The 26,426-nt window shown below is 69.2% G+C and carries 20 protein-coding genes; 12 read left to right on the top strand and 8 right to left on the bottom strand.

The window, feature by feature from the left end; genetic code table 11:
* Positions 1-110: 110 nt before the first annotated feature.
* Positions 111-1,988 (top strand): S41 family peptidase, encoded by a 1,878-nt coding sequence (locus ABZX02_RS05485; RefSeq protein WP_355295105.1) that lies wholly within the window; start codon positions 111-113, stop codon positions 1,986-1,988.
* Between the two features lie 54 nt (positions 1,989-2,042).
* Here ABZX02_RS05485 and ABZX02_RS05480 read toward each other — a convergent pair whose 3' ends face one another.
* The gene (locus tag ABZX02_RS05480) at positions 2,043-2,621 is read right to left on the bottom strand and encodes a hypothetical protein (RefSeq protein ID WP_355295103.1); all 579 of its coding nucleotides are present in this window, start codon (positions 2,619-2,621) and stop codon (positions 2,043-2,045) included.
* 75 nt (positions 2,622-2,696) lie between these two features.
* The gene (locus ABZX02_RS05475; protein WP_355295101.1) at positions 2,697-3,623 is read right to left on the bottom strand and encodes a LuxR C-terminal-related transcriptional regulator; all 927 of its coding nucleotides are present in this window, start codon (positions 3,621-3,623) and stop codon (positions 2,697-2,699) included.
* 191 nt (positions 3,624-3,814) lie between these two features.
* Between ABZX02_RS05475 and ABZX02_RS05470 the strand changes: the two genes are divergently transcribed.
* Together ABZX02_RS05470 and ABZX02_RS05465 are read left to right on the top strand one after the other, a co-directional pair.
* A complete protein-coding gene (locus ABZX02_RS05470) occupies positions 3,815-5,599 on the top strand; it encodes a S8 family serine peptidase (protein WP_355295825.1) in 1,785 nt (594 codons plus the stop codon).
* Positions 5,600-5,894: 295 nt separating this feature from the next.
* Entirely contained in the window at positions 5,895-6,644 is a 750-nt protein-coding gene (locus ABZX02_RS05465; RefSeq protein WP_355295099.1) for a PIG-L family deacetylase, read from the top strand.
* Positions 6,645-6,694: 50 nt separating this feature from the next.
* Here the strand turns inward: ABZX02_RS05465 and ABZX02_RS05460 are convergent, their stop codons facing one another.
* From ABZX02_RS05460 to ABZX02_RS05445, 4 genes are all read right to left on the bottom strand, one after another.
* A complete protein-coding gene (locus ABZX02_RS05460) occupies positions 6,695-7,279 on the bottom strand; it encodes an LPXTG cell wall anchor domain-containing protein (protein WP_355295097.1) in 585 nt (194 codons plus the stop codon).
* A 165-nt stretch (positions 7,280-7,444) separates the two neighbouring features.
* A complete protein-coding gene (locus ABZX02_RS05455; protein WP_355295096.1) occupies positions 7,445-10,315 on the bottom strand; it encodes an AAA domain-containing protein in 2,871 nt (956 codons plus the stop codon).
* Positions 10,316-10,401: 86 nt separating this feature from the next.
* Entirely contained in the window at positions 10,402-11,028 is a 627-nt protein-coding gene (locus tag ABZX02_RS05450) for a Ku protein (protein ID WP_355295094.1), read from the bottom strand.
* Positions 11,029-11,182: 154 nt separating this feature from the next.
* Complete coding sequence (locus tag ABZX02_RS05445) at positions 11,183-12,568, bottom strand: SDR family NAD(P)-dependent oxidoreductase (RefSeq protein WP_355295092.1); 1,386 nt, start codon at positions 12,566-12,568, stop codon at positions 11,183-11,185.
* Between the two features lie 35 nt (positions 12,569-12,603).
* Between ABZX02_RS05445 and ABZX02_RS05440 the strand changes: the two genes are divergently transcribed.
* From ABZX02_RS05440 to ABZX02_RS05430, 3 genes are read left to right on the top strand one after another with little or no spacing between them, the layout of a single operon-like run.
* Complete coding sequence (locus ABZX02_RS05440) at positions 12,604-13,299, top strand: haloacid dehalogenase-like hydrolase (RefSeq protein ID WP_355295090.1); 696 nt, start codon at positions 12,604-12,606, stop codon at positions 13,297-13,299.
* 54 nt (positions 13,300-13,353) lie between these two features.
* Entirely contained in the window at positions 13,354-14,556 is a 1,203-nt protein-coding gene (locus ABZX02_RS05435) for a DUF4231 domain-containing protein (protein ID WP_355295088.1), read from the top strand.
* On the top strand, positions 14,553-14,972 hold the full coding sequence (locus tag ABZX02_RS05430) for an SLATT domain-containing protein (protein WP_355295087.1): 420 nt from the start codon (positions 14,553-14,555) through the stop codon (positions 14,970-14,972). The genes ABZX02_RS05435 and ABZX02_RS05430 overlap by 4 nt, the downstream gene beginning before the upstream one ends.
* Positions 14,973-15,251: 279 nt before the next feature.
* Here ABZX02_RS05430 and ABZX02_RS05425 read toward each other — a convergent pair whose 3' ends face one another.
* Positions 15,252-15,944 (bottom strand): DUF2306 domain-containing protein, encoded by a 693-nt coding sequence (locus tag ABZX02_RS05425; RefSeq protein WP_355295085.1) that lies wholly within the window; start codon positions 15,942-15,944, stop codon positions 15,252-15,254.
* 91 nt (positions 15,945-16,035) lie between these two features.
* Between ABZX02_RS05425 and ABZX02_RS05420 the strand changes: the two genes are divergently transcribed.
* Positions 16,036-16,251 (top strand): RNA-binding S4 domain-containing protein, encoded by a 216-nt coding sequence (locus ABZX02_RS05420; RefSeq protein WP_355295083.1) that lies wholly within the window; start codon positions 16,036-16,038, stop codon positions 16,249-16,251.
* Between the two features lie 167 nt (positions 16,252-16,418).
* Here ABZX02_RS05420 and ABZX02_RS05415 read toward each other — a convergent pair whose 3' ends face one another.
* Positions 16,419-16,553: a hypothetical protein gene (locus ABZX02_RS05415; protein ID WP_355295081.1), complete on the bottom strand. Its 135-nt coding sequence runs from the start codon at positions 16,551-16,553 to the stop codon at positions 16,419-16,421.
* Positions 16,554-16,625: 72 nt separating this feature from the next.
* Between ABZX02_RS05415 and ABZX02_RS05410 the strand changes: the two genes are divergently transcribed.
* The 5 genes from ABZX02_RS05410 (at position 16,626) to ABZX02_RS05390 (ending at position 26,424) form a co-directional block, all read left to right on the top strand.
* Positions 16,626-18,119, top strand: coding sequence for a sugar transferase (locus ABZX02_RS05410; protein WP_355295079.1), 1,494 nt, complete (start codon positions 16,626-16,628; stop codon positions 18,117-18,119).
* A 64-nt stretch (positions 18,120-18,183) separates the two neighbouring features.
* A complete protein-coding gene (locus tag ABZX02_RS05405) occupies positions 18,184-19,218 on the top strand; it encodes a Gfo/Idh/MocA family oxidoreductase (RefSeq protein WP_355295077.1) in 1,035 nt (344 codons plus the stop codon).
* The gene (locus ABZX02_RS05400) at positions 19,218-20,219 is read left to right on the top strand and encodes an NAD-dependent epimerase/dehydratase family protein (RefSeq protein ID WP_355295075.1); all 1,002 of its coding nucleotides are present in this window, start codon (positions 19,218-19,220) and stop codon (positions 20,217-20,219) included. Before ABZX02_RS05405 ends, ABZX02_RS05400 begins: the two co-directional genes overlap by 1 nt.
* A gap of 141 nt (positions 20,220-20,360) precedes the next feature.
* Positions 20,361-21,500 carry a DegT/DnrJ/EryC1/StrS family aminotransferase gene (locus ABZX02_RS05395; protein ID WP_355295073.1) on the top strand — a complete coding sequence of 380 codons (1,140 nt, stop codon included), beginning with the start codon at positions 20,361-20,363 and terminating at the stop codon, positions 21,498-21,500.
* Between the two features lie 148 nt (positions 21,501-21,648).
* Positions 21,649-26,424 carry a DUF4082 domain-containing protein gene (locus ABZX02_RS05390; RefSeq protein ID WP_355295071.1) on the top strand — a complete coding sequence of 1,592 codons (4,776 nt, stop codon included), beginning with the start codon at positions 21,649-21,651 and terminating at the stop codon, positions 26,422-26,424.
* Positions 26,425-26,426: the final 2 nt, after the last annotated feature.

Genomic DNA, 26,426 nt, shown 5'->3' with positions numbered 1-26,426 from the left:
CCCTTTACTCCAGTTGTCGTCCGGAAAGCTGCTCCGATTAGCGGCCGAACGGGTGAAAAAGGTGTATCCAGACGGCCCGGAAAGCCTCTACTGAGCAAGGAGGCCCCACCATGACCGCAACCGCTCATCCGAACGTCGCAAATTCCGTCGGTCTCGCCGAGTTCCTCGCCACCGCCGGCACGCTGACCCTGGCGCAGCGCAAGCTCATCGTCGACCAGGCGCTGATCCTGCTGGAGCAGAACTACGCCCACCTGCCTCTGAAGGTCGCGATGCACGCGGTGAACCCCGTGCAGAGACTCAGGGTGCTCAGAGCGAGACTCGAACGGCAGACCGACGCCACGGCCGAGCCCGAGTGGCAGTTCCACCGCGAGCTGTCGAGCACCTTCCACTCGGTGCGCGACCTGCACACGAACTACCTGCTGCCCGCGCCGTTCGCGGGCAAGATCGCCTTCCTGCCGTTCCAGCTGGAGCGCTGCTTCGCGGCCGACGGCACCGAGCAGCACCTCGTGGCCCGCACGGTCGCCGGGTTCACCGGTCTCGAGGCGGGCACCGAGGTGACGCACTGGAACGGCACGCCGATCGCCCGTGCCGTCGCGCTGAACGGCGCGATCTTCGCCGGCAGCAACACCGCCGCCAACCTCGCGCGCGGGCTCGAGTCGCTCACGTTGCGCCCCTTGGTGATCCAGCTCCCGCCCGACGAGGACTGGGTCGTCGTGAGTTTCCGCGACGCCGCCGGCACCGCGGGGGAGGTCCGCGTCGACTGGCAGGTCACGGAGAACCTCCCGCCGATGACCGACGTCGACTCGCTGTCACCCGCCGCGGCCGCGCAGGGCGTCGACCTCGACTCCGACGAGAAGGCCCGCGCCAAGAAGTTGTTGCACGCGCCCAAGGTCGTGCAGGCCGAGGCCGCCGGCGGCGCCGTCGCGATGTCCGTGACCGACGTGCCGACGACCATGCCCGGCGTGTTCCGGGCGCGCCCGGTCGTGACGCCGTCCGGCACGTTCGGGCACCTGCGGATCTTCACGTTCAGCGTGGACGATCCGGACGCGTTCCTCGCGGAGTTCGTGCGACTCGCGGCACTGCTGCCGCAGAACGGGCTCATCGTGGACGTCCGCGACAACGGCGGCGGCCACATCTTCGCGTCGGAGTTCCTGCTGCAGACCCTGACCCCGCGCCCGATCCAGCCGGAACCCGTGCAGTTCCTCAGCACGCCACTGAACCTGCGGATCTGCCGCCGTCACGCGGAGAACCCGACGAAGCAGATCGACCTCGGTCCGTGGTTCCCGTCGCTCGACAGCTCCACCGAGACGGGCCAGGCGTTCTCCTGCTCGCACACCATCACGCCGGTCGACGGCGCGAACGCGGTGGGCCAGACCTACCACGGCCCGGTCGTGCTGGTCACCGACGCGCGCTGCTACTCCGCCACCGACATCTTCGCGGCGGGCTGGGCGGACCACGAACTGGGCCCGATCCTCGGTGTGGACGACAACACCGGCGCGGGCGGCGCGAACGTGTGGACGCACGGCCTGCTGTCGACGCTGCTGAAGATCCCGGCACCGCTCGACGCCGAGTCGCCCTACAAGACGTTGCCCAACAAGGCGAACATGCGCGTCTCGATCCGCCGCACGTTGCGCGTCGGCAAACTCGCCGGCACCCCGGTGGAGGACCTGGGCGTGCGCCCGACGCACCAGCACAAGGTCACGCGCGCGGACCTGTTGGAGGGCAACGTGGACCTGCTCGCCCGAGCGGGTTCGCTGCTGGCGGAGCTGCCCGTGCGGCGGCTCGGCGTGGCGGTCGCGGGCACGACCGTCTCCTTGGACACCGTGAACCTCGACCGGGTGGACGTCTACGTCGACGGCCGCCCGATGACCTCGCTGGACGTGACCGACGGCGCGCACACCGCGACGTTGAGCGCGACCGGGCGCGAGGTGCGCGTCGAGGGCTTCGCGGACGGGCAGTTGGTGGCCGCGCGCAAGGTCGCCAGCTGAACGAGCGGGCGCTTCCGGTGTCTTCCACGACCGGAAGCGCCCGTTCACTTCCCGCTAGCGCGTGAAGGTGTAGGCGCGGTCGGAGGCCACGGCCGCCACCTGCGCCTTCGTGTCCTTCGCCCAGCTCTGCGCCCAGACGACCTCACCGTTCGGGCGGAAGTTCCACGCGACCGTGATGCCGTACTCGGGCCTCTCCGTGAAGACGGTCAGGCCGCCCCTGTGGTCGCTCACCCTGCCGGTGCACTTGTCCCGCTCGCACAGCTCCTGCGGCGAGGTCTGGAAGAACCCCGGCGCGTTGACCTGCGTGAACACCTCGGTGGCCTGGCCTCGGTAGGTGAGCGTGGTCCAGCTGGTCAGGTACTGCTGGCCGTCGGAGATGCTGCCGGCCGACTCACCGCCCCACTGCCCGTGCACGACGTTCTCGGCGCCGCGGAAGATCCGCGGGAACGTCCGCTCCTGGCGAGCCGTGAACTCCGCCGCCTGCTCCTGCAGCTCCGCCTTGGTCTTGTGGACCGGCGTGACGTCCTTCGGCGGCCACGTCAGGTCCTCAGAGCCCTGTGCCGACGCCGTGCCGGCGAGACCGATCAGTGCGAGGCCCGTCAGGGCAGCCGCCATCACCTTGCGCATGCGCATTGTTGAATCCCCCTGGTGAGTGATCACTTGCTGTACGTGAAGACGCCACAAGATCACCGAAGGTTGCACGGGCTCCTAGAGCCAGCCCCGGCGCATCGCCTGCACCCCGGCCTGGAACCGCGTCTGCGCGCCGCACCGGTCCATCAGCTGCCGCACCCGCCGCTGCACCGTGCGCGGCGCGAGCCCGAGCTGCCGCGCGATCGACTCGTCGGTGAGCCCGGCCGCGAGCAGCCCCAGCAGGCTCGGGTCCACGTCGGACGCCGCCGCGTAGATCCCGCCGGGGCTGAACGGGATCCCCTTGTCCCAGTACAGCTCGAACGTCGACCGCAGCACGTCGAGCAGCGCGGACGGCCGGATCAGCAGCACCTTGTCGACCACGTCGTCGTTCACGACCGGCAGGACGGCGGCGTGCGTGTCGATCACGGCGAGCTTGAACGGCAGGGTGGGGGTGACGCGGGCGCGTTCGCCGGCCGCGACCAGTTCGATGATCTCCGTGACGCGGCCGGGGATGTCGACGGCCGAGCGGTCGTAGACGACCCGCCACTGCACGTCCCGCAGCCGCGTCTCGTCCTCCAGCGCGACGTGCTGGCCGAGCGGCGTGACGTACGGCGGCTGGTCGAGGACGCAGACCTCCTCGCGGGCGCCGCGCAGCAGGGCGTGCCACAGCTCGCGCACGGCGTCCACACCGGACACCACCTCGACGAACGCGTTGTCCGCCAGTTCCTCGTCGCGGTTGCGCAGGTAGAGCTCCATCAACGGGCCGACGTCCGCGCGCGCCCGGCGGTTCTGCTCCTCGCGCGCGGCGATCAGCGCCTCGACGGCGAGATCGGGCGCCACGGCCTGCCACACGTCGCCGGGCAGGTGCCGGACCAGGCCGAGGTCCCGCATCTCCTCGAGCACCGAGGCGGTGACGCCGATTTCCTCCGTGGTGCGGCTTCCACCCGTCACCAGCAGCTCGTAGACGGCGGTGAGCTCCGGCGCGACGCCCAAGTGTCCGAACACGGCCACATTGTGCGCCATTCAGCCCAACAACTCTGTCGTGAACACGACAGTGTCGGAAATCTGACTCCGCTAGACCTGTTTTCGCAGGTGTGACCCGACTTACGGTCCCTCCACCTCCGCAGCCGGTTCAGAACCCTGACGCCCTCAACGGCACGCGAAGGCCCTGCGTGGAAGGACCTCACGTGAACAAGATGCGACGCACGAGTGTGTGCGCCGCGGCAGTTTCCGCCGCCGTGCTCAGCGTTGTCGCGCCCGCCGCGACCGCTGCCCCCGCCCAGCAGTCCCAGCCGGACTCGACCCAGGTGAACCGCCCGTTCGAGCGGCTGATCGTCGGCTACAAGCCGGGCACCGCCGAAGCCTCGTCCGACACCGCTGCCTCGGACGACGCCCGCAAGAAGGGCAAGTCCCTCCACCGCCGCACGGCGAGTGGCGCGGTCGTCGTCGACCTCGGCTCGAAGACCACGAACGCCGACAGCACCATCCAGGCGTTCAAGAACGACCCGAAGGTCGCCTACGTCGAGCCGGACCTGCTGATGCAGCCGTTCGCGGACCCGAACGACACCGAGTACTCCCGCCAGTGGGACCTCTTCGAGGCCACCGCGGGCATGAACGTGCCGGGCGCGTGGTCGAGCACCACCGGCGCCGGCGTGACCGTGGCGGTCATCGACACCGGCTACGTCGCGCACAGCGACCTGTCGAGCAAGGTCGTCGCGGGGTACGACTTCGTCTCCGACGCCGCCCGTGCCCGTGACAACAACGGCCGCGACTCGAACCCGGCCGACGAGGGCGACTGGGTGGCGCGCGGCGAGTGCGGCACCGACGCCAACGGCAACCCGGTCCCGGCCGCCGACCAGGGCTCGTCCTGGCACGGCACGCACGTCGCGGGCACCATCGCCGCGTCCACGAACAACAGCAAGGGCATCGCGGGCATCGCCTACGACGCCAAGATCCAGCCGTTGCGCGTGCTGGCCAAGTGCGGTGGCGCCACCTCGGACATCGCCGACGCGATCACCTGGGCCTCCGGCGGCACGGTGAGCGGCGTGCCCGCGAACCAGAACGTCGCCAAGGTCATCAACATGTCGCTGGGCGGCCAGTCCTCCTGCTCCACGACGTACCAGAACGCGATCAACGGCGCCATCAACCGCGGCACCACGGTCGTCGTCGCGGCCGGCAACTCGAACATGAACGTCGCCAACTTCACCCCGGCGAACTGCACCGGCGTCATCACCGTCGCGGCCTCGTCCCGTGAGGGCAACAAGGCGTTCTACTCGAACTTCGGCACCCGCATCGACATCGCGGCCCCCGGCGGCGAGACCCGCCGCGGCACCGACACCCCCGGCACGATCACCACGCCGGAGAACGGCATCTGGTCGACGCTGAACGCGGGCACCACCACCCCCGGCGCCGAGAACTACAAGCCCTACCAGGGCACCTCGATGGCGGCCCCGCACATCGCGGGCCTCGCCGCCCTCCTGGTCGCCAAGAAGCCGTCGCTCACCCCGGCCCAGGTCAAGGACCTGATCAAGACGAACTCCCGCCCGCTCCCCGGCACCTGCTCGGGCGGCTGCGGCGCGGGCCTCGCGGACGCCACCAAGACCGTGAACGCCGTCGACACGACTCCTCCGCCCTCCGGCGGCCTGGAGAACACGACCGACGTCGCCATCCCGGACCGCGGCACCGCAGTCACCTCGTCGATCACCTCGACCCTGACCGGCAACGCCTCCTCGAGCACCAAGGTCGGCGTGGACATCGTCCACACCTACCGCGGTGACCTGGTGATCGACCTGATCGCGCCGGACGGCACCGCCTACCGGCTGAAGAACTCGTCCTCTTCGGACAGTGCCGACAACGTGGTGGCGACCTACACGGTCAACGCCTCGTCCGAGGTCGCGGCGGGCACGTGGAAGCTGCGGGTCCAGGACGTGTACTCCGGTGACACCGGGTACATCAACGCCTGGAACCTGACCCTGCGATAGCTCCGCGGGTTCGCCGAGGGGCGGCGCCTCCCAGCCTGCACTGGGGGAGCGCCGCCCTTTCACATGCCCGCCGCACCAAGTCGGCCCCTCACGATGTCCGGCACCGGCTCGGTACGAGCGAAGGTGACCACGCCGGAAGGCAACGGGACGCGCGGCCAAAGGCGACCACCCTCGCAAGGTGCACCAGCCGCATGGCACCCAACCCCTCCGCTGGACCAGGCACCAGCCCACCCGCGCGCCGCACCCCCACGCACACCAGGCGTAACACCCCCACCCCACGGGTAACGTCAGAACCATGGCGACACTGGTGACGTTCCACGCCCACCCCGACGACGAGTGCATCGTCACGGGCGGCGTGATGCGGAAGGCGTTCGAAGAGGGCCACCGAGTCGTGCTGGTAGTGGCAACCCGAGGCGAGGCAGGCGAGATCCCCGACTTCCTCGACGAGAACGAGGAACTCTGGCAACGCCGAGTCGTCGAGACCCACGCCGCCGCCGACCTGCTGGGCGCGGCACGTGTGGAGTTCCTGGGCTACCGCGACTCGGGAATGATGGGCGACGAGCTCAACACCGCCCCCGGCTCGTTCTGGACGGCGGACGTCGAGGAGGCCGCCCAGAAACTGGCCGCGATCCTCAAGGACGAGGACGCGAAGGTCCTCACCACGTACGACAGCTACGGCGGCTACGGCCACCCGGACCACATCCAGGTCCACCGCGTGGGCGTGCGGGCGGCGGAGATCGCCGGCACCCCGGCCGTCTACCAGGCCATGGTGCGCGAGTCGCACTTCCGCGAGGCGTTCCGGATGGCGGACATCGACGAGCCGCCACCCCTGGGCGAGGACGCGGTCCCCGAGTCCCGGATCAACGTGGGCGTGGACGTCCAGAAGTACCTGGAGGTCAAGCGAGCCGCGATGCGCGCGCACGCCTCGCAGATCGGCGAGCAGTCGTTCTTCCTGTCGCTGGACGAACCGACGTTCGCGCACGCGTTCGGCACCGAGTGGTTCATCCGCGAGGGCCACGGCCCGGCCACCGCCCTGGACCTCTAGCAAGCGCAACGGGGCGGTCCGAAGTGGACCGCCCCGCCTGGGAAATCACATCACGCGCTGCGACGGCGGCGCAGGAACAGCAGGGTGCCGGCACCGGCGCCCACCAGACCCAGACCCGAGAGCAGCAGCCACGTCGGGGACGCACCGGTCGCCGCGAGCGGCGGTTCCGGAGCGCTGCCGCCGGGAGCGGCCGGGGTCGTCGACGGCGGGGCCTCGGAGGACGAGGGCACCTCCGGGGCCGTGGTGGCCGGAGTCGTGGTCGTCGTCGTGGGCTTCGTCGTCGTGGTCGGCGGCGTCTTCACGCACGCCTCCGTCTCACGGGACGCGTCGAAGCTCCAGTTCTTCTGGAAGTTCGGGTCGTCGTACGCGGTGACCTTGACCCGGTACGTGTGCTTGACGCTGCCGTCAGCCTCGTACCGCTTCTCGTCGAGCTTGCCCTTGAAGGTGATCTTCGGCTTCGCCTCGCCGTCGACCCAGACCTCGACAACGTTGTCCTTCTGGTTGCCGTAGTCCTTGAGGGCCACGGTGAACCAGGACTTGCCGGACTTGGTGTCACACCCCTTGTTCAGGGTGGGGGTGTGCGCCTGCGCCGTGCCCGTCAGCGCCAGCGTGGCCAGCGCTGCGGTTGCGGTCACCGCTATCGCGCCGAGAACTCTCCTTGCCAACGAATCTCTCCTGCTCTGCATTGATGCGTGGCGGGTCGAGCAAACATTCATGATCTGAATCACCCGACCGGGTGAACCGCGTCACGCTAACAACTCAGAGCACTCGAAAGGTCACCGTATGACAACGCTACGGTGTCACCACGGGTAGATCCTCATGTTTTCTGTTAGCCCGATCGTGCCCGCGACCAACCGCATCTGCTCCACTCCGCGCACGTCCGCGTCCAGCAAACGGGGCGAGCAGATCATCACGGCGAGCACCTGCGCCCGCGACAACGCCACGTTCAACCTGTTGCGTGACAGAAGAAAGTCCAGGCCACGCGGCAGATCCACGGTGGACGACGACGTCATGGACATGATGACCGCCGGTGCCTCCTGGCCTTGGAAGCGGTCCACGGTGCCCACCCGCGTGCCCTCGAACCCGGCCTCGGCCAGTCGCCGCCGGATCACCCGCACCTGCAGGTTGTACGGCGCCACCACCAGGATGTCCGCATCGGTCAGTTCGCGCGTTTTGCCGTTGTCCGTCCACTCTCGACCGACGATCGCGCGCACCGTGTCCACCACCGCGTCGGCCTCCTCGACCGACGACGTGATGTTGTGCCGGTGGTCGACCTCGCGCAGGTAGATGCCGGGCTCAATCCCGGAGATCGACCGCAGGGCAGCGCTTTCGTGCGAATGGAGCAGTCCGGCGTAGGACAGTTCGGACACGGGCCGGCACACCGCCGGGTGCATTCGCCGCGTCTCGGCGAGGAAGTAGCCCAGGTGCGGCGGAATGACGTCCGCGTCGCCCAGCAGGTGGCCCAGCGCCGAGGCGTCCGAACCGGGTGGGTGCACGCCCTGCACGACCTGCGGCAGCTGCTGCGGATCGCCCAGCAGCACGAGGTTGCGCGCCGCCGTCGCCACCGCCACCGCGTCGGCCAGGGCGAACTGGCCCGCCTCGTCGATGATCATCACGTCGAACGGCTGCGCCTTGATCACGGCGTTGGAGAACGTCCACGCCGTGCCTCCGACCAGGTGGCCCTGCGGGTGCTCCTCACGCCAGCGGGCGAGCGCGCCGTTGTCCTTCGGCTGGTCCCACGGCAGGCCCTCCTCCGGCTTCTTCTCCTTGGAGCGCTTGGCCATCGGGATGTCCGGGTCGACCGACGACAGCACGTTCTCCACGGCCTTGTGCGACGTCGACGTCACCGCGACCGTCTTGCCCTGGTCGATCAGGTGCCGCACGAGCTTCGTCGCGAGGTACGTCTTGCCGGCGCCGGGCGGACCCTGCACCGCGAGCGTCCCGCCGTCGAGCTGGTCGACGGCCTTGATCACGGCCTGCACCACGTCGTCGTGCTGCGGCAGCGGTTGCGCGGGCGGCGTGCGCAGCAACAGGTCGATGCCGGGGTTGCGGGGGAGCAGCGGCAGCAGGCCGACCGCCTGCTCGGCCAGTTCCGCGACGGCCTCGTCCTTCGGCGACGCGGGCACGGGGCTGCCCGGAAGCACGGCGATCGGCATGTCGCCGTGCTCCACCGCGTTGCTCTCGGTCAGCACCAGCTCGTACGGGTTGTCGTCGGACACCAGGGCGTTGCGCGTCACGTTGCCGGGGTACAACAACCGGACCTGCTCGCCGGAGCCGAACGGGTGCGGGCGCTCGGGGTCGATCCGCGCGTGCACCTGCCGCTTGTGCGTGCGGACGCGACCGGCGGGCGGCACCCAGTCCTCGGCGCGCACCGTGATCGGCACCGCGCAGTTCGAGTCCGTCTCCAGGTCGGAGATCGGCGCCAGCGCCTGCCGGAAGAAGTCGCCCCACGCCGGACTTGCCTCGCGCCGGTGGTAGCCGACGGTCGCCGCGAACAGGTCGTGGCCCTCCGCCACCAACGGTTCGGTCAGCGCCGCCATCCGCCGCGCCCGCTCGGCCGCCTTCTCCAACGCCGCCTCGTCGCGTTCGACGGGCGCCGCCGTCTCGATCTCCCGTTCGAGCTTGACGCGGTGCAACAGGTCCCGCAGCCCTCGCGTCGGGACCTCGTCGTCCAGCAAAGGCTTCAGCGCGGGCAGCGTGTACTCCCTTGTGGACACCCGCAACACCCGTCGCGTCAACGCACCCAGGTCGACGCACCGCCGCACCAGTTCGTCCACTTCGGACTCCAGCGTCGCCGACCGAGCGGCACGCCCGGCCAGGTCGTGCGGCGTGAAGTGGTAGACCGTGCCGGACGGCGTCCGCGCGACGAACTCCGCGAAGGTGCCGGACCACCCCGGAGTCCGGAACGTGTCGCCGTCGACCTCCAGGAACACGTCGTCCTCGGCGGGCTCCGGCAGGTTCGCCAACGCCTCGGGCGCCACGACCTCGTACGTGGTCACGCCCGTGCGTTCCTGCTCCACCTGCAACCGCGCCTGCGCGGTCAGCGCCGTGAACGACGCGGGCGACAGCGTCGCCGGCCGCTCCGACATCTCCGCGAGCGCGTCGATCGTGTCGATGCCCGCGGAGACCAGCTTCCGCCGCTGATCGGCCCGCAACCCGGCCACCAGCGACAGGTCCCGCGCCTCTTCCCGTCCCGACGCGCAGTGCCGCGCGAACCGGCACCCGACGCACGCCGCCCGCACGTCGCCCCACGACCGGGCCGGCGGGGGACCGGGGTGCGCGAGCCGCGCCCGCAGCCGTCCGGCCAGCGGCAGGAAGTCGGCGATCCGGAACGACGTCCGCCGCCCGTCCACGACCAGGTGCGCACGCTCGGACCCCACCGCCTGCGCCGCCGCGACCAGCGACAACACCGCGATCGGCGTCACCTCGGACGCCTCGTCGCACGGTTCGTACCCGCGAGGCGTGCGCACGAGCGTCCGGGCCGAGCAGTGGAACTCGCCGTCGAAGAACACGGCGTTCTCGACCAGGTCCGCACCCGACCGCATCTCGGCGGCGGTGCGGTCGGCGGCCGCCACGAGCTCCGCCGGGTCACCTCGTCTCTCGTCCCGCGCCAGGAAGCTGCGGTGCTCGCACTCGAGCAGGTCGACGAGATCGGCGGGGCTGACGAGCATGGAACGGGATGCTAACCAGCCCCACCGACAGAACGGGCGCGCGACCCGCGTTCATCCCCGACGCGCGGCTCGCGTGCCCGCACTGCCTAGACGTTCGCCTCCACGAGGTGCAGCAACGCCTCGTGGTGCGTGTTCGGGTAGTCGTGCGGCCGGAACGGACGGGTCTGCGCCCGCACCAGCGCCGCCGCGGCCGCCAGCTCACCGGTGCGCACCTCGGTGTCGCGGTGCAGGAACGCGAAGTGCGGCTCCCGCACCTCGTCCGGCCACAGCAGCGTGTGCAGCACCAGCACCCCCTGCTGCGGACGCAGCGCGGCCAGCGTCTCCTTGCCCCGCAGGCCGAACTTCACGATCGCCGCCGTCTTGGTGCGCTCCAGCGTCTCCCGCAGCAGCACGTAGGACCGCACGGACAGGTCGTCCGGCTCCACGTAGTAGCTGCGGTGCAACGCGACCGGGTCGACGTCGACCTGCGGCGCGAACTGCTGCACGTCGATCACGCCGTCCTCGGGCGCAGGCAGGTCTCCCGGGTCGATCTGCACGATCCGCCCGTCGTCGAGCTCGTAGCCCCGGCCGATGTCCTCCGGCGTCAGCCTCAGCGAGCACTCGCCGCACACCTGCTGGTGCCGGACGCGGCCGCTGTCCTCGCGGTGCACCAGGTGCACCTTGCTGCGGTGCTCGGTGGACGCCGACACCAGCCGCACCGTCATCGTGCTCATCCCGAACCGAAGTGCTCCCCGCCACACAGTTCTCATGACAAATGAGTACTCGAACAGGTGTTCAACTACGCATAACACCTGGTGGAAGGCCTCGTTCGGACGCGTCCGACAGGTATCTCGGACGCGTGTATCCGACGAAAGTCACTCCAACGCTCTACCAGGGAGACGGCGCGTAGTCCTTGAGGAAGCAGCCGTACAGGTCCTCGCCGGCCTCGCCGCGCACGATCGGGTCGTACACCCGCGCCGCGCCGTCGACCAGGTCCAACGGGGCGTGGAAGCCCTCCTCGGCCAGCCGCAGCTTGAGCGGGTGCGGCCGCTCGTCGGTGATCCAGCCCGTGTCGACGGCGGTCATCAGGATGCCGTCGGCCTGCAGCATCTCCTCGGCGCTGGTGCGCGTCAGCATGTTCAGCGCGGCCTTGGCCATGTTCGTGTGCGGGTGCCCGGAACCCTTGTAGGCGCGGGAGAACTGGCCCTCCATCGCCGACACGTTCACCACGTACTTGCGGCGGTACGACGACTTCGCCATGGACGCGCGCAGCCGCGAGATCAGCAGGAACGGCGCGGTCGAGTTGCACAGCTGCACTTCCAGCAGCTCGACCGGGTCGACCTCGTCGACGTTCTGGATCCACGAGTTGGTGGCCGCGGTGTCCGGCACCAGGCCGCCCGCGTCGATGTCCTTCGAACCCGCCATCAACGCCAGAGTGGTGACGGAGTGCGCCTCCGGCACGGCGGTGCCGGGCAGGGCCAGCTGACCGTGCCCGCCGAACGAGATCAGCTCCGGACGCCGGGCGTCACCGGTCAGCTCGGCGTGCTCGGCGTGGGCGAGCGGCGCGTAGGCACCGGCGGAGCGGCGCACGGTCTGCGCGGCGTTGTTGATCAGCACGTCGAGCGGACCGCGCGAGGCCACGTCGTCGGCGAGGGCGAGCACCTGGGCGGGGTCGCGCAGGTCGATGCCGACGATCTTCAGCCGGTCGATCCAGTCCTCGGCGTCCGGCATCGACGCGAAGCGGCGGGCCGCGTCCTTCGGGAACCGGGTGGTGATCGTGGTGTGCGCGCCGTCCCGCAGCAGGCGCAGCGCGATGTACATGCCGATCTTGGCGCGGCCACCGGTCAGCAGCGCGTTGCGGCCGGTCAGGTCGGTGCGGGCGTCGCGCTTGCCGTGGTTGAACGCGGCGCAGTCCGGGCAGAGGTTGTGGTAGAACGCGTCCACCTCGACGAACCTCTTGCGGCACGTGTAGCAGGACCGCGCGCGCAGCAACGTCCCGGCGGTGGCACCGGTGGCGGTGGACACCAGGGGGAGGCCCTGCGTCTCGTCGTCGATGCGGTCGGGCGACCCGGTGGCGGTCAGCGCGGTGACGGCGCGGTCGTTGGCCAGCACGGCGGCCTTGCGCTCGGACTTCCGGAACTTCTTCGCGGCCTTGAAGATCTTCGCGGTGGCCCGGCGGACGCGCACGGCGTCGTCGTGTTCCGCCGGCAGGTCCTCGACCTGGGCAAGCACGCGCAGGCAGACTTCCAGCTCTGCGGGGTCGATCGAGGTCATGATCAGGCATTTTACGGGGAGTGGGGGGTGGTCCGGTGACCGGGCCTGAGCTGCTGGTGCTGTGGGACATCGACAACACGCTGATCTCGGCGCGGGGGTTCGGCGGGCGGATGTACGCCGAGGCGTTCCGCACGGCGTTCGGCCGGGAGTTGCGGGGTCCGGTCGACCTCGGCGGCCGCACCGAGCGGGACGTCATCGAGGAGGTCCTGCGCCGGCACGACATCGAGACCACGGAGGAGGCTCGCCGGCTGCTGAGCGACGCGCTCGGCGACTCGTTCGAGGCGCGGCGGGCCGAGCTGCCCGGTCACGGGGAGGTGCTGCCGGGCGCGCTCGCCGCCCTCGAGCACTTCGCGCACGACCCGCGCGTGCACCAGGCCGTGCTGACCGCGAACCTCGCCAGCGTGGCGCTCGTCAAGCTGGAGGAGTTCGGCCTGGCCCACCTCGTCGACTGGGACGTCAGCGCGTTCGGCGACGACCACGTGGACCGCGCGGACCTGGTGGACGTGGCCCGCGAGCGCGCCCGGCACATCCGGTCGTTCGCCTCCGACGAGGTCGTCGTCATCGGCGACACCCCGCACGACGTGCGCGCGGCCGCGAAGGCCGGGGTGCGGCTGGTCGCCGTCGCCACCGGCCGCAGCTCGCGGCACGACCTCCGCTCGGCCGGAGCCCAGATCGTGATCGACGACCTGAGCGACCTGGAACTGCTGGTCGGCGGGGTGTGGGCGTCCTGAGACGGGTCTGAACGGCCCTGGCCAGAGGTCGATCACGGCGTTATGGTGCCCGGCATGCCCACAGCAGGCGGCCCGACAGTCAAACGGCTGTCCCAGCCGGACGCCGACATCAAACCCAAGGCCCTCGGCTTGCCCCGAGGCCGCACGGTGATCTCGGTCTTCGGCTCCACCCAAGACATCGAGACGGATCTCGCCGCGAAGTTGTTGCCGGTGCTCAGATCCGTGGTGGTGACCGCGGCGCGCAACAGCGCCGTGTTCGTCACCGAAGGCACGGACCGAGGCGTAGTCCACTTGCTGGGCATGGCTTTGCAGGCGTGCGAACAGCAGTGGCCCGTCGTGGTCGGGGTGGCACCGAGCAGCAAGGTGCACGACCTCACCGAGACCTCCACCAACGGTCAGGTCCCGCTGGAACCCAACCACAGCGTCGCCGTCATCGTCCCCGGTTCGGAGTGGACGGACGCGACCCCGGTGCTGTTCCGCACGATCGACGCCGTGCGCCACAAGAAGCCCGTCGTCGCCCTCGTCGTCGGCGGCGAGAACGAGCAGGAGGTCGTCGACCACCTCAGCGGTGACAACCCGCTGCTGGTGCTCGCCGGCACCGGCGGTCTCGCGGACCGCATCGCGACCGGGGACCTCAAGGGCGACCTGGCGGTGCTCGTGCGCAGCGGCAAGATCTTCATCGTCCACGTGGACGAGGGCGCCGGCAAGGCCGCCACCGCCCTGGAACGGTTGCTGGGCAAGGAGACGCCCGTCCGGCCGCCGAGGATCCTGCCCAAGGTCCGGTACCGCGCACCGGAGGCGCGACCGCTCGTCGACCCCGGCTTCGTGGTCGCGTACCCGGCGCTCGCCGACGCCATCCACGACGCGAACCAGGTTGTCGCACCGGCGTTCCAGGAGCTCGACGCCGAGGCCGAGGTCGAGCAGAACCGCTACCGGCTCACGGCCGTGCTCGCGATCGCGGGCGGCCTGACGACGACGGTGTTCGCGGGGCTGCAGACGTGGCTGAAGGACACGCCCTGGCCCGGTGTGCTCGTCGTGGCGGGCGGCGCGTTCGCCGCGGCCATCACGATCGTGGCGCGCAAGCGCGAGTCGCTCGACAAGTACCTGACGGCCCGGTCGCGCGCGGAACGACTGCGCGCCTTGTACTTCGCGCATCTCGCCTCGGTCGCGCCCGCGACGGAGGAGGAGCGCCAGGACAAGGTGGCGGACCTGGAGGCCGCGGTCAGCAACCGCAAGCACGAGGTGGTCAGGACATGAGCGACAAGCAGCAGCGCCAGGCCCAGTTCGTGGAAGCCTATCTGCGCCACCGCTTCCAGGACCGGCTCGACCACTTCGAACGCGCCCGCAAGCGCTACTCCCGCGCTCGCACGTGGACGGTCGCGCTCGCCGCGGCCCTGTTCATCGCCGCCGCTGCCGCCGCCGCGATCGGCATGGCGGACGGCCCGCGCAGGGCCATGTGGGGTTTCGTGGCAACGGCTCTGGCCGCGCTGGGCACCGCGATGTCGCTCTACGAGGCGACGTTCGGGTTCCGCCGCCTGGCGCGGGAGAGCGCCACCACTTCCGTTGCGCTGCAACGGCTCGCGGTGGACGGTCCCACGCCGGACGACGTGGACGACGAACGGCTGGTTGCATTTGTGACCGAAGTGGAGTCTGTCCTCAGATACGGCCGGTGAAGCCGAAAACCGGCAACAATGGGCGGAAGATCATTGGAAGAAAGCGCTCCCACGGTTAGCACGCTGCGTGGGTGATCGATTACGGTAAGCACAAGTTCTGGTGTTTCCGCCACCCGCTTGTCATGATGACCACATCCCCCGATGCGGAAGCAGGCACGACATGACTTGGGCGCGTCCCGCGATCGCCGAGCCCGAAACCGGCACCTTCGCCGAGGCCAAGGCTCTGGAAAAGGAGCACAGCTCGATTCAGAACAGCAAGGCGGCACGCACCGTGGCCTGTCACGCCACGGACGCGCTCGACTGCGCCGACCTGCTGGAGATGCTGGGCCTGAGCGCCACGGAGGGCAAGGTCCGGGTGTAACCCCGCGACTGGACCCACCACTCGGCCACCAGCAGGTTCACCACGAACGACAGCCAGTTGGCGGTGGCGAAGACCAGCAGCCCCTCGGCATCACTGCTGGGAGACACCACAGCGCCGAGTGCCAGGCCCCAGAGGCGACCCGTGATGGCGGCGCCGGTGAGTGCGAAACCGCGGATCATCCAGATGCGGTGTTCGCCGAACTGGCGCCGCCTCGCCGTTTTCTGGCCGTACACCGCGCTCGCGAACCAGAGCACGGACAGCACGGTCAGCGGCGCGGACGACGCCAGGCCGGCCAGGGAGAGCTGCGCGCACACGACGCCGAGCACCGACGACGGGAAGACGGCCGCGAAGTAGACGCGGCCCATCACGCGGTGCACCTTCGGGTGACGTGCCCGCAGGCCCGGCCAGAACTGCGAGACACCCGCCAGGACGGCGACCGTTCCGGTGAAGATGTGCGCGACGAGCAACCCGTAGTGCGCCGGTCCGTGCAACGGCGGCCGCGACTGCTCCATGTCCAGCGTGACGTACGCGCTCGCCGCGAAGATCGTTATCGCGACGCAGACGAATCCCGACACCGCCAACCAGGCGGCGTACCCCCTCGAAGTTTTCATAGTCGTAAGGCTGTCAACGGTTTCACTCGAACGCGCTGGGGACGGCCCCCGAGCAAGCGGTGGGGTGCGCCCTACTGGGATGATGTGGCTCATGCGGACGGTCGAGATCTCCGAAGAGCCGATCAGGCTAGGGCAGTTCCTCAAGCTGGCGCAGCTCGCCGAGGACGGCGGGCACGCGAAAGAGCTCATCGAGGACGGAGAAGTCCACGTCAACGGCTCTGTGGAGCTGCGGCGCGGCGCCCAGCTGAGGCACGGCGACGTGGTTGTCGTCAACGGTGACGAAGCACGCGTTTCCGTTCGGCCGTAGCGCATTACTCCGTTCAGCGGTAAGAGCATGCACAAACACAGTCGATCAGACTAGGGCCTGAAGGCCTCTTCTGAACGATTACCTCGCGACATACGTATCCATTATGTCCCTTGTGGACATCTGGAAACGCGTTACGTCGCTTTGGTTTCCAGGTGGTGAGACGCGCGTCACGTCCGGTATTCGGACTTCGGGAAACTTTTTTCCAGGGTCTGTAACGCCGATCCCGGTACGCGCGAATCACCGGTTGCGAGCTTCGGCTGCCGATCCAGTTCGACGGCGTTGACGAAGATCGCGGAGTCCAAGAATCAAGGTCCTCGGGGTGACCTGTGCACGTGCACGTCCGGAATCGCCGCTGAGCCGGGGAGATCAGAACGATGAGTGAGCAGGTCCGCGCTACCCGTGACGTCGACGGGTTGCGCTCCACGCTCAACACGCTGTCGGAACGCAGACAGACCCATCCGCCCGTAGCGCGTTGGGAAAGCCGCTACCGCTATGCCGTGATCACCGCCGATGTGCTGACCGTTGCCCTGGTCGTCATCGCCGTCGGCGCGGTCATGAGCATCCGTCACACGGCCTTCGGCCCGCTTTCCCTTGCATTGCTGGACATACTCACAGTAGTCCTCGTCGTCGGTTCGCTCGCCATCAACCGCGTGTGGACCCCCACCGTCCTGGGTCAGGGGGCCGAGGAGTTCCGAAGACTCGGCCGGGGTTTGTTCGGTGCCGTCGTGGCGCTCGGTCTCGGAGCGCTCGCCGTCGACATCCCCGGCGCCCGCCTGTGGATCTTCGTCGTCGTCCCCGCGATCGCCCTGGTCGCCTTCCCCATGCGCTACCTCCTGCGCCGCCCCCTGCACCGCGGCCGCAGTGAAGGGCGCTTCCTGCTCTCCGTCCTCGCCGCCGGCAACCTGGACACGGTCGAGGACCTCATCCACCGCACCAAGCGTGTCGCCCACCTGGGCTGGCGCGTGGACGCGATCTGCACGATCGACGGCCGCGGCCGCTCCGGCACGGAGGTCGACGGCGTGCCCGTCGTCGGCCAGCTGCGCGAGCTCGCCGAGCACGTCCGCCGCGGTGGGTACCGCATCGTCGCCGTCACGCCCGACGCCTACTGGACACCTCGCCGTCTCCAGCAGCTCGCGTGGGCACTCGAGGGCACCGGTGCCGAAATGGTCGTGTCGCCCGGACTCATGGAGGTCGCCGGCCCGCGACTGCACATGAGCGCCGTGCTCGGCATGCCGCTGCTCCGCGTGAGCGAACCGGCACTGAGCGGGTTCCGCCGTCTGGTCAAGGAAGTCGTCGACCGCGTGGGAGCGTTCGTCCTCCTCGTCCTGCTGGCGCCGCTCATGTTCGCCGTCGCCGCGTTCGTGATGATCGACAGCCGGGGACCCGTGTTCTACCGCCAGAAGCGGGTCGGCAGGACCGGTGTGCCGTTCACGATCATCAAGTTCCGCACCATGGTGACCAACGCCGACGCGTTGCGCGCCAAGCTCGCCGCCGTCGACGAAGGCAACGGCGTGCTGTTCAAGATGAAGAAGGACCCGCGCATCACCAAGGTCGGCACGTTCCTGCGCCGGTACTCGATCGACGAGCTGCCCCAGCTGTTCAACGTCCTCGCGGGCAGCATGTCGCTCGTCGGTCCGCGCCCGCCGCTGCCGGAGGAGACCGCGAAGTACTCCTCGGACGTGCGGCGCCGCCTCCTGGTGAAGCCCGGCCTGACCGGCCTCTGGCAGGTGAGCGGCCGCAGCGATCTCTCGTGGGAGGAGTCGGTGCGCCTCGACCTGCGCTACGTCGAGGACTGGTCGCTCGCACTCGACCTCGTGATCATGTGGAAGACCTTCCGCGCCGTCTTCGGCGGCCAGGGGGCCTACTGATGGAGAACTCTGACTTGCACACGCGCACTGGCATCGGAGGCCAGGGCTCTGAAGGGACGGCGGCATGACGGACAGCCCGATCGGCCTCGCCGTCATCGGTGCCGGGTACTGGGGGCCGAACCTCGTTCGCAACGCCCAGGCCACCCCGGCGCTGCACCTGCGCCACCTGTGCGACCTCGACGTGGAGAAGGCCCAGCGCGTGCTGGGGCAGTACTCCACGGTCCGCGCCACCGCGTCCCTGGACGAGGTCCTCGCCGACCCCGACGTCCACGCGGTCGCCATCGCGACCCCCGCCGCCACCCACCTGCCCGTCGCACTGGCGGCGCTGGAGGCCGGCAAGCACGTCCTCGTCGAGAAGCCGCTCGCGGCCAACTTCGAGGACGGCCTCAAGCTCGTCGAGACCGCGGAGCAGCGCGGCCTCACGCTGATGCTGGACCACACCTTCGCGTACACGTCGTCGGTGCAGCACCTGCGCAAGATCATCCGCGCCGGCGACCTCGGCGACATCCAGTACATCGACTCGGTCCGCATCAACCTCGGGCTGGTGCAGCCGGACGTCGACGTGCTGTGGGACCTCGCGCCGCACGACCTGTCGATCTTCGAGGCGATCCTGCCGGACGACGTCCACCCCGTGGAGGTCTCCGCGCACGGCTCGGACCCGATCGGCGCGGGCGTCGCGTGCGTCGGCCACCTCACGGTGCGGCTGTCCAACGGCGCGATCACGCACGTGCACGTGAACTGGCTGTCGCCCACGAAGATCCGCACGATGGTCATCGGCGGTTCGCAGCGCACGGTCGTGTGGGACGACAACAACCCCGCGCAGCGACTGTCCATCTACGACCGGGGTGTCGACCTCTCCCCGGAGCAGCAGAAGATCTCCTACCGCACCGGCGACATGGTCGCGCCGGCGTTGGTGGAACGCGAGGCGTTGCGGTCGATGATGGCGGAGTTCGCCGCGTCCATCACCGAGAAGCGCGCTCCGCTGACCGACGGCCGCGCGGGTCTGCGCGTGCTGGCGGTGCTGGAGGCGGCGTCGGAGTCGCTGCGCTCCGGCGGGGTCTTCGTTCCCGTTCAACAAGTCGAAGGCAGGGTTTCTTGATGTCGGCCGAACAAGGTCTGGCTCAGCCGATCACCGGGCAGCGCGCTCTCGTCACCGGTGGCGCGGGCACGATCGGCTCCTCGGTGGTGGACCAGCTCGTCGAGGCCGGCGCGGCCGAGGTCGTCGTGCTGGACAACTTCGTGCGCGGCCGCCGCGAGAACCTGGCGTCCGCCCTGGAGTCCGGTGTCGTCCGCGTCGTCGAGGGCGACATCAACGACAAGGCCCTGGTGCGCGAGCTGACCGAGGGCATGGACCTCGTCTTCCACCTCGCCGCCATCCGCATCACCCAGTGCGCCGAGGAACCGCGGCTCGCGCTGGAGTGCCTGGTCGACGGCACGTTCACGATCCTCGAGGCCGCCGCGGCCGCCGGCGTGAAGAAGGTCATCGCGTCGTCGTCGGCGTCGGTCTACGGGCTCGCGGAGTCGTTCCCCACGAACGAACGGCACCACCCGTACAACAACGACACCTTCTACGGCGCCGCGAAGGCGTTCAACGAAGGCATGCTGCGCAGCTTCAAGGCGATGTACGACCTCGACTACGTGGCGCTGCGCTACTTCAACGTGTACGGCCCGCGGATGGACGTGCACGGTCTGTACACCGAGGTGCTCATCCGCTGGATGGAGCGCATCGTCGACGGCAAGTCGCCGCTCATCTTCGGCGACGGCGCCCAGACGATGGACTTCGTGCACGTGCACGACATCGCGCGCGCCAACATCCTCGCGGCCAAGGCGCCGGTCACGGACACGGTGTACAACATCGCGTCCTCGAAGGAGACCTCGCTCAAGGAACTCGCCCTCGCGTTGCTCGCCGCGATGGACTCCGACCTGCCGCTGGAGCACGGCCCCGAGCGCAAGGTGAACGGCGTGACGCGCCGGCTCGCCGACATCAGCCTCGCGGCCACCGAGCTCGGGTGGAAGCCCGAGATCGAGATGGACGGCGGACTCCGCGACCTCGTCGCGTGGTGGCGGGCCGAGAAGGCCGCCGCCGAGCAGAACGCCTGACAGCCCGACCGCGGTCGCGGCCCGCGACCGCGCACCGCAAAGCCGCGGCGCGGTGCCGGCGGACACCCCCAGGTCCGCGAGGCACCGCGCCGCACCCTTTCCACCCCACGAACGTTCGTCCGCCAGCGAAGGGCAGTACCAGTGATCCCGGTTATGCGGCCGTTGCTCGGTGAAGAAGAGGCACTCGCCGCCGCCGAGGCCGTCCGGTCCGGCTGGGTGGCGCAGGGCCCCCGAGTCCGCGAGTTCGAAGAGGCGTTCGCCGCGTCCGTCGGCGCGCAGCACGGTGTCGCCGTGTCGTCCTGCACCACGGGCCTGCACCTCGCCGTGCACCTGCTCGGCATCGGCCCCGGCGACGAGGTCGTCGTGCCGTCGCTGTCGTTCATCGCCACGGCCAACGCCGTGCGCTACACCGGCGCGACCCCGGTCTTCGCCGACATCGAGGCGGAGACGGGCAACCTCAGCGCGTCCACAGTGGAGCCGGTGCTCACCGAGCGCACCCGCGCCGTCATGGTCGTGCACCAGGCCGGCGTGCCCGCGGACGTCGACGCCCTCAAGGCGCTGTGCGAACCGCGCGGCATCGCGGTGATCGAGGACGCGGCCTGCGCCGCCGGCTCCACCTACCGGGGCAAGCCGGTCGGCACGAACGCGCTGCTGGCCGCCTGGTCGTTCCACCCGCGCAAGCTCCTCACCACCGGTGAGGGCGGCATGGTCACCACCGACGACCCCGAGTGGGCCGTCCGGCTCAAGCGCCTGCGCGAGCACGGCATGAGCGTCTCGGCGGCCGACCGCCACCACGGCGGCAGCGCCGTCATCGAGCAGTACCTCGAGACCGCGTTCAACTACCGGATGACCGACATCCAGGCCGCCGTCGGCCTGGTGCAGTTGTCCAAACTGGACGCGATCATCACCCGTCGCCGTGAGTTGGCCGCGCGCTACCACGAGTTGCTGGCGGGGCAGAACATCACCACGGTCCGCGACCCCGAGTACGGGACGACCAACTACCAGTCGTTCTGGGTCTGGCTGCCGGAGGGCGCCGACCGCCAGGAAGTCCTTGCGGGTCTTGCCGAACGCGGCGTGAGCGCACGGCGCGGAATCATGGCGTCACACCTCGAACCCGCCTACCACGGGCACCCGAGCGCTCCGCTGCCGGTGACCGAGGCGTTCACGGCCAGGACGCTGATCCTCCCGCTCTTCCACGACATGACCGAGTCCGAACAGGACACCGTCGTGTCAGCGTTGTCGGAAACTCTGCACACACCCCAGCTGACCGTGCGTGGTTGAAAGATAAATATTCAACCGACTCTGGAACATTTTTGTGTTGACACGTAACAGTTTTAACCAGCTCGCCGACGTTCGGAGTAGCAGCCCTGTGCTGTCCAGCGTAGTGCGTGGATCACACACGGTAACTCCGTCCGAGAGGTGAAACCCAATGGTGGCTCAGCAGTCGCGTCTCGTGCGGGTGCTTGTGATCACGGCATTAATCGCATCCACGATGTTCGTGCTCGGCGTCTTCAACCCGGGCAAGGCCAACGCCGCTCCGTGTGACTTCCCGGTCACCAACAAGGTCGCGTGCGAGAACACGCAGACCGGTGCCGACAACTGGCAGGCGCAGTACCGGGACGACTCGATCCTCGGGTACACGACGGACATCTCCTACAACATCGGTCAGACCGTCAGCTTCAAGATGCTGACGTCGGCCTCGTCGTACAAGCTCGACATCTACCGGATGGGCTGGTACGGCGGCAAAGGCGCCCGGTACATGGGCACGGTCAACCGCAACACACCGCAGAACCAGCCACCATGTCTGCGGGAAGCGGCGAGCGCGCTCATCGACTGCGGCAACTGGGCCGTCTCCGTCACCTGGAACATCCCGTCCACCGCGGTCTCCGGCATCTACTACGTGCGCATGACGCGCAACGACACCGGTGCCGAGAACGAGATGGCGTTCGTCGTCCGCGACGACAGCTCCCAGTCGAAGATCTTCTTCCAGACCTCCGACGCCACCTGGGTCGCCTACAACCGCTACGGCGGCAACAGCCTCTACTTCGGTGACGGCCCCGGCCAGGGCGGTTCCTCGTACAAGGTCAGCTACAACCGCCCGTACACCGGCGGTGACGGCGACGAGAACTTCATCTTCAACGCCGAGTACCCGATGCTCCGCTTCCTGGAGCGCAACGGGTACGACATGAGCTACACGACCGACGTCGACTCCGCGCGCCGCGGGCACCTGATCAAGAACCACAAGGTGTTCATGGCGGTCGGCCACGACGAGTACTGGTCGAACGAGCAGTGGAACAACGTGATGGCCGCCCGTGACGCGGGCGTGCACATGGCGTTCCTGACCGGCAACGAGATCTTCTGGAAGACCAAGTACGACAAGAGCCTCGACTCCTCCCAGACGGACTGGCGCACCATCGTCTGCTACAAGGAGACCAAGGGCACCCAAAACGACGGCGAGAACACCTGGACCGGCACGTGGCGCGACCCGCGCTACAGTCCGCCGCAGGACGGCGGCAGACCGGAGAACGCGTTGCTCGGCAACATGTTCACGGTCAACGGCCGGCGGGACGACTCGCTGCAGGTGCCGGCCGCGTACGGCAAGATGCGGCTCTGGCGCAACACCGACCTGCAGAACATGACCGCGGGCACCACGTACACGTTCGAGCCGGGCACGCTCGGCTACGAGTGGAACACCGTCTACGACAACGGCTTCCAGCCCGCGGGCGTCGCGCAGATGTCGCGCACGACGGTCCAGCTCGACGGCTACTACGCGCTGAAGAACTACGGCGACGAGTACGGCTCCAGCACCGAGACGCACGCGATCACGTACTACCGCGCGCCGTCCGGAGCGCTGGTGTTCGGCGCGGGCACGGTCCAGTGGGCGTGGGGCGTCGACGACGAGCACGCGTTCCCGACCAACACCCCGACGTCGGACAAGCGGATCAAGCAGGCGACCGTCAACTTCCTCGCGGACATGGGCGTGCAGCCCTACCAGCTGTGGGCGGCCGATCAGCTGACGATCTCCGGCGCGATCAACGACAACACGGCACCGGGCGTGCAGATCACGACGTTGCCGGCGCAGTCGGTGGTCGGTCAGGCCTACACCTTCGGCGGCACCGCGATCGACGCCGCCGGCAAGGTCGCGGGTGTCGAGGTCTCGACCGACGGCGGAACCCGCTGGCACTACGCCAACTGGCAGGCCGGTCAGACGTCGTGGAGCTACACCTACACGCCGTCGCAGTCCGGCACGGCGCAGATCAGGGTCCGCGCGGTCGACGACTCGCTGAACCTGTCCACGCCTGTCTCGGCGACCCCGAACGTGACCGCGAAGACCTGCCCGTGCGGCATGTTCTCCGGCACCGAGGTCCCGAAGGTCGCCGCCGCCAACGACAGCTCGCAGCTCGAGCTCGGCGTCAAGTGGCGGGCCGCGAGCAACGGCTACGTCCGCGGCGTGAAGTTCTACAAGGGCACGGGCAACACCGGCACGCACACCGGCAGCCTGTGGTCCGCCAACGGTGACCTGCTCGCCACGGGCACGTTCACCAACGAGAGCCCGACCGGCTGGCAGACGCTGCTCTTCCCGCAGCCCGTCGCGGTGAACGGGAACACGACCTACATCGTGTCCTACTACACGCCGACCGGGCACTTCGCGTACGACTCCGGCGGGTTCTTCCAGCAACAGGCGTACATGGAACCCATCACCGGCCTGAAGTCCGGTGTGGACGGACCGAACGGCGTCTTCCGCTTCGGCGCCGGCTTCCCGAACCAGACGTTCGACCACACCAACTACTGGGTCGACGTGGTGTGGGCGACGGACCCCGGTCCCGACACCCGCGCGCCGATCCAGAGCGCGATGTCCCCGGTGTCCAACGCCGGTTCCGTCGCGCTGAACACCGCGGTGTCCGGCACGTTCGACGAGAACGTGACCCTAGCCTCGGCCCAGGTCACCGTGACGGGTCCGAGCGGTGCGGTCACCGGCACCAAGTCGATCTCCAACGACGCCCGCACGATCACGTTCACGCCGTCGGCACCCCTGGCGGCGGCCACGTCCTACACCGTCACGATGAGGGCGGCGGACGCGGCAGGAAACCTCTCCGCGCAGTCCAACTGGACGTTCACGACAGGCTCGCCGCGCCCGGCGACCTGCCCGTGCACCGTCTGGGACGACTTCGCGGCACCGGCGGTGATCGACTCCGGTGACACGAGCGCGGTCGAGCTCGGCACGAAGGTCCGCTTCGACGGCAAGGGCGAGGTGCTCGGCGTCCGCTTCTACAAGGGCACCGGCAACACCGGCACGCACACCGGTTCGCTGTGGACCTCCACGGGTCTGCTGCTCGCGACCGGCACGTTCACCGGCGAGACCACGTCCGGCTGGCAGAAGCTGATGTTCAGCTCGCCGGTCCAGGTGCAGGCGAACACGACGTACATCGTGTCGTACAACGCACCGAACGGCCGGTACTCGGTGACCTCCGGCTACTTCAACGGCCAGGAGGCGAGCTACCAGTCGCTGCACGCGCTGCAGAACGGCGCGGACGGTGGCAACGGCGTCTACAAGTACGGCAACGGTTTCCCGAACAACTCGTACAACGCCACGAACTACTGGGTCGACGTCATCTACCGCAACGGGCTCAACGGCGACACCACGCCGCCGACGATCACGAACCGCACGCCGGCCGTGAACGCGACGAACGTGGGCCTGCAGAGCGCGCTGACGGCGACGTTCAGCGAGCCGGTCGACCCCGCGTCGGCGCAGATCTGGCTGAAGGACCCGAAGGGCGCCAAGCTCTCCGGCTCGGTGTCGCTGTCGGGTGACCAGAAGACGGTCACCTGGACGCCGTCCGCGAAGCTGGTGTCCGGCACGCAGTACCAGGCGCACGTGGGCATCGCGGACGTCAACGGCATCGCGATGCCGAACGCCGCGGAGTGGAACTTCACGACCACGACGACCGCGACCTGCCCGTGCTCGCTCTTCAGCACGGCGACGGTGCCGGACGAGACGTCCGCGGACGACTCGGGCGCGTACGAGCTCGGTGTCCGGTTCACCCCGACCCAGTCGGGCCAGATCACCGGAGTCCGCTTCTACAAGGGCGCGGGCAACACCGGCACGCATACCGGCAGCGTCTGGAACGCGAGCGGTCAGCGCCTCGCCACGGGCACCTTCACGGGTGAGACCGCGACGGGCTGGCAGACGCTCACGTTCGCGCAGCCGCTGATCGTCAGCGCGGGCCAGACCTACACCGCCTCGTACACGACGACCACCGGGCACTACGCGGTGAACGCCGGGTACTTCGGGACGGGTCCGGTCAACTCCGGTCCGCTGTCGGCGCCGCAGGAGACCAACGGCGTGTTCATGCCGGGCAGCGGGTTCCCGACGATGACGTACGGCTCGGGCAACTACTGGGTCGACGTCGTCTACCAGCCCAACGCGGACAACACCGCTCCGGTGGCGCAGTCGCACACGCCGCTGACCGGTGCGTCCGACGTGGCGCTGAACACCACGATCACCGTGTCGTTCGACGAGGCCGTCGACCTCAACTCGGCGCAGTTCGACGTCACCGACCCCGGTGGCGCGAAGATCGCCGGCACGCGGTCGCTCTCGCAGGACAGCCGGATGATCACGTTCACGCCGGCGGCCAGGCTCGCGGCGAGCACCGTGTACTCGGTGACCGCCAAGGCCGCGGACACGTTCGGCAACATGATGGCCAACCCGGTCACGTGGTCGTTCACGACGACGGCGACGCAGACCTGCCCGTGCTCGCTGTTCAGCGCGGCGACGGTTCCCTCGGTCACGTCGGCCGACGACAACGGCGCGTACGAGCTGGGCGTGAAGTTCACGTCGAGCACGAACGGGCAGATCACCGGCGTGAAGTTCTACAAGGGAGCGGGCAACACCGGCACGCACACCGGTTCGCTCTGGTCCGCTGACGGCCAGCGCCTCGCCACCGGCACGTTCTCGAACGAGACCGAGTCCGGCTGGCAGACCCTGACCTTCAGCTCGCCGGTGTCGATCACGGCGAACACCACCTACACCGCCTCGTACACCACGACGACGGGCCACTACGCGGTCAACGCGGGATACTTCGGCACGGTGACCTCACCGCCGCTGGGTGCCGCCCCGTCCGCCGGTGTGTTCACGGCGGGGTCGGGCTTCCCGACCTCGACCTACAACGGTGGCAACTACTGGGTGGACGTGGTGTTCCAGTGATG

Source organism: Lentzea sp. NPDC003310 (assembly GCF_040610935.1).
Taxonomy (GTDB): domain Bacteria; phylum Actinomycetota; class Actinomycetes; order Mycobacteriales; family Pseudonocardiaceae; genus Lentzea.
This window is presented reverse-complemented; position numbering and strand designations above follow the sequence as displayed.

Bases quoted from the DNA above. Each gene is read 5' to 3' on its own strand.
- ABZX02_RS05485 (WP_355295105.1), top strand. From the start codon at position 111: ATGACCGCAACCGCTCATCCGAACGTCGCAAATTCCGTCGGTCTCGCC.
- ABZX02_RS05435 (WP_355295088.1), top strand. From the start codon at position 13,354: ATGCCCACAGCAGGCGGCCCGACAGTCAAACGGCTGTCCCAGCCGGAC.
- ABZX02_RS05445 (WP_355295092.1), bottom strand. From the start codon at position 12,568: ATGACCTCGATCGACCCCGCAGAGCTGGAAGTCTGCCTGCGCGTGCTT.
- ABZX02_RS05390 (WP_355295071.1), top strand. From the start codon at position 21,649: ATGGTGGCTCAGCAGTCGCGTCTCGTGCGGGTGCTTGTGATCACGGCA.
- ABZX02_RS05480 (WP_355295103.1), bottom strand. From the start codon at position 2,621: ATGCGCATGCGCAAGGTGATGGCGGCTGCCCTGACGGGCCTCGCACTG.
- ABZX02_RS05405 (WP_355295077.1), top strand. From the start codon at position 18,184: ATGACGGACAGCCCGATCGGCCTCGCCGTCATCGGTGCCGGGTACTGG.
- ABZX02_RS05410 (WP_355295079.1), top strand. From the start codon at position 16,626: ATGAGTGAGCAGGTCCGCGCTACCCGTGACGTCGACGGGTTGCGCTCC.
- ABZX02_RS05425 (WP_355295085.1), bottom strand. From the start codon at position 15,944: ATGAAAACTTCGAGGGGGTACGCCGCCTGGTTGGCGGTGTCGGGATTC.
- ABZX02_RS05430 (WP_355295087.1), top strand. From the start codon at position 14,553: ATGAGCGACAAGCAGCAGCGCCAGGCCCAGTTCGTGGAAGCCTATCTG.
- ABZX02_RS05470 (WP_355295825.1), top strand. From the start codon at position 3,815: ATGCGACGCACGAGTGTGTGCGCCGCGGCAGTTTCCGCCGCCGTGCTC.
- ABZX02_RS05455 (WP_355295096.1), bottom strand. From the start codon at position 10,315: ATGCTCGTCAGCCCCGCCGATCTCGTCGACCTGCTCGAGTGCGAGCAC.
- ABZX02_RS05450 (WP_355295094.1), bottom strand. From the start codon at position 11,028: ATGAGCACGATGACGGTGCGGCTGGTGTCGGCGTCCACCGAGCACCGC.
- ABZX02_RS05420 (WP_355295083.1), top strand. From the start codon at position 16,036: ATGCGGACGGTCGAGATCTCCGAAGAGCCGATCAGGCTAGGGCAGTTC.
- ABZX02_RS05400 (WP_355295075.1), top strand. From the start codon at position 19,218: ATGTCGGCCGAACAAGGTCTGGCTCAGCCGATCACCGGGCAGCGCGCT.
- ABZX02_RS05465 (WP_355295099.1), top strand. From the start codon at position 5,895: ATGGCGACACTGGTGACGTTCCACGCCCACCCCGACGACGAGTGCATC.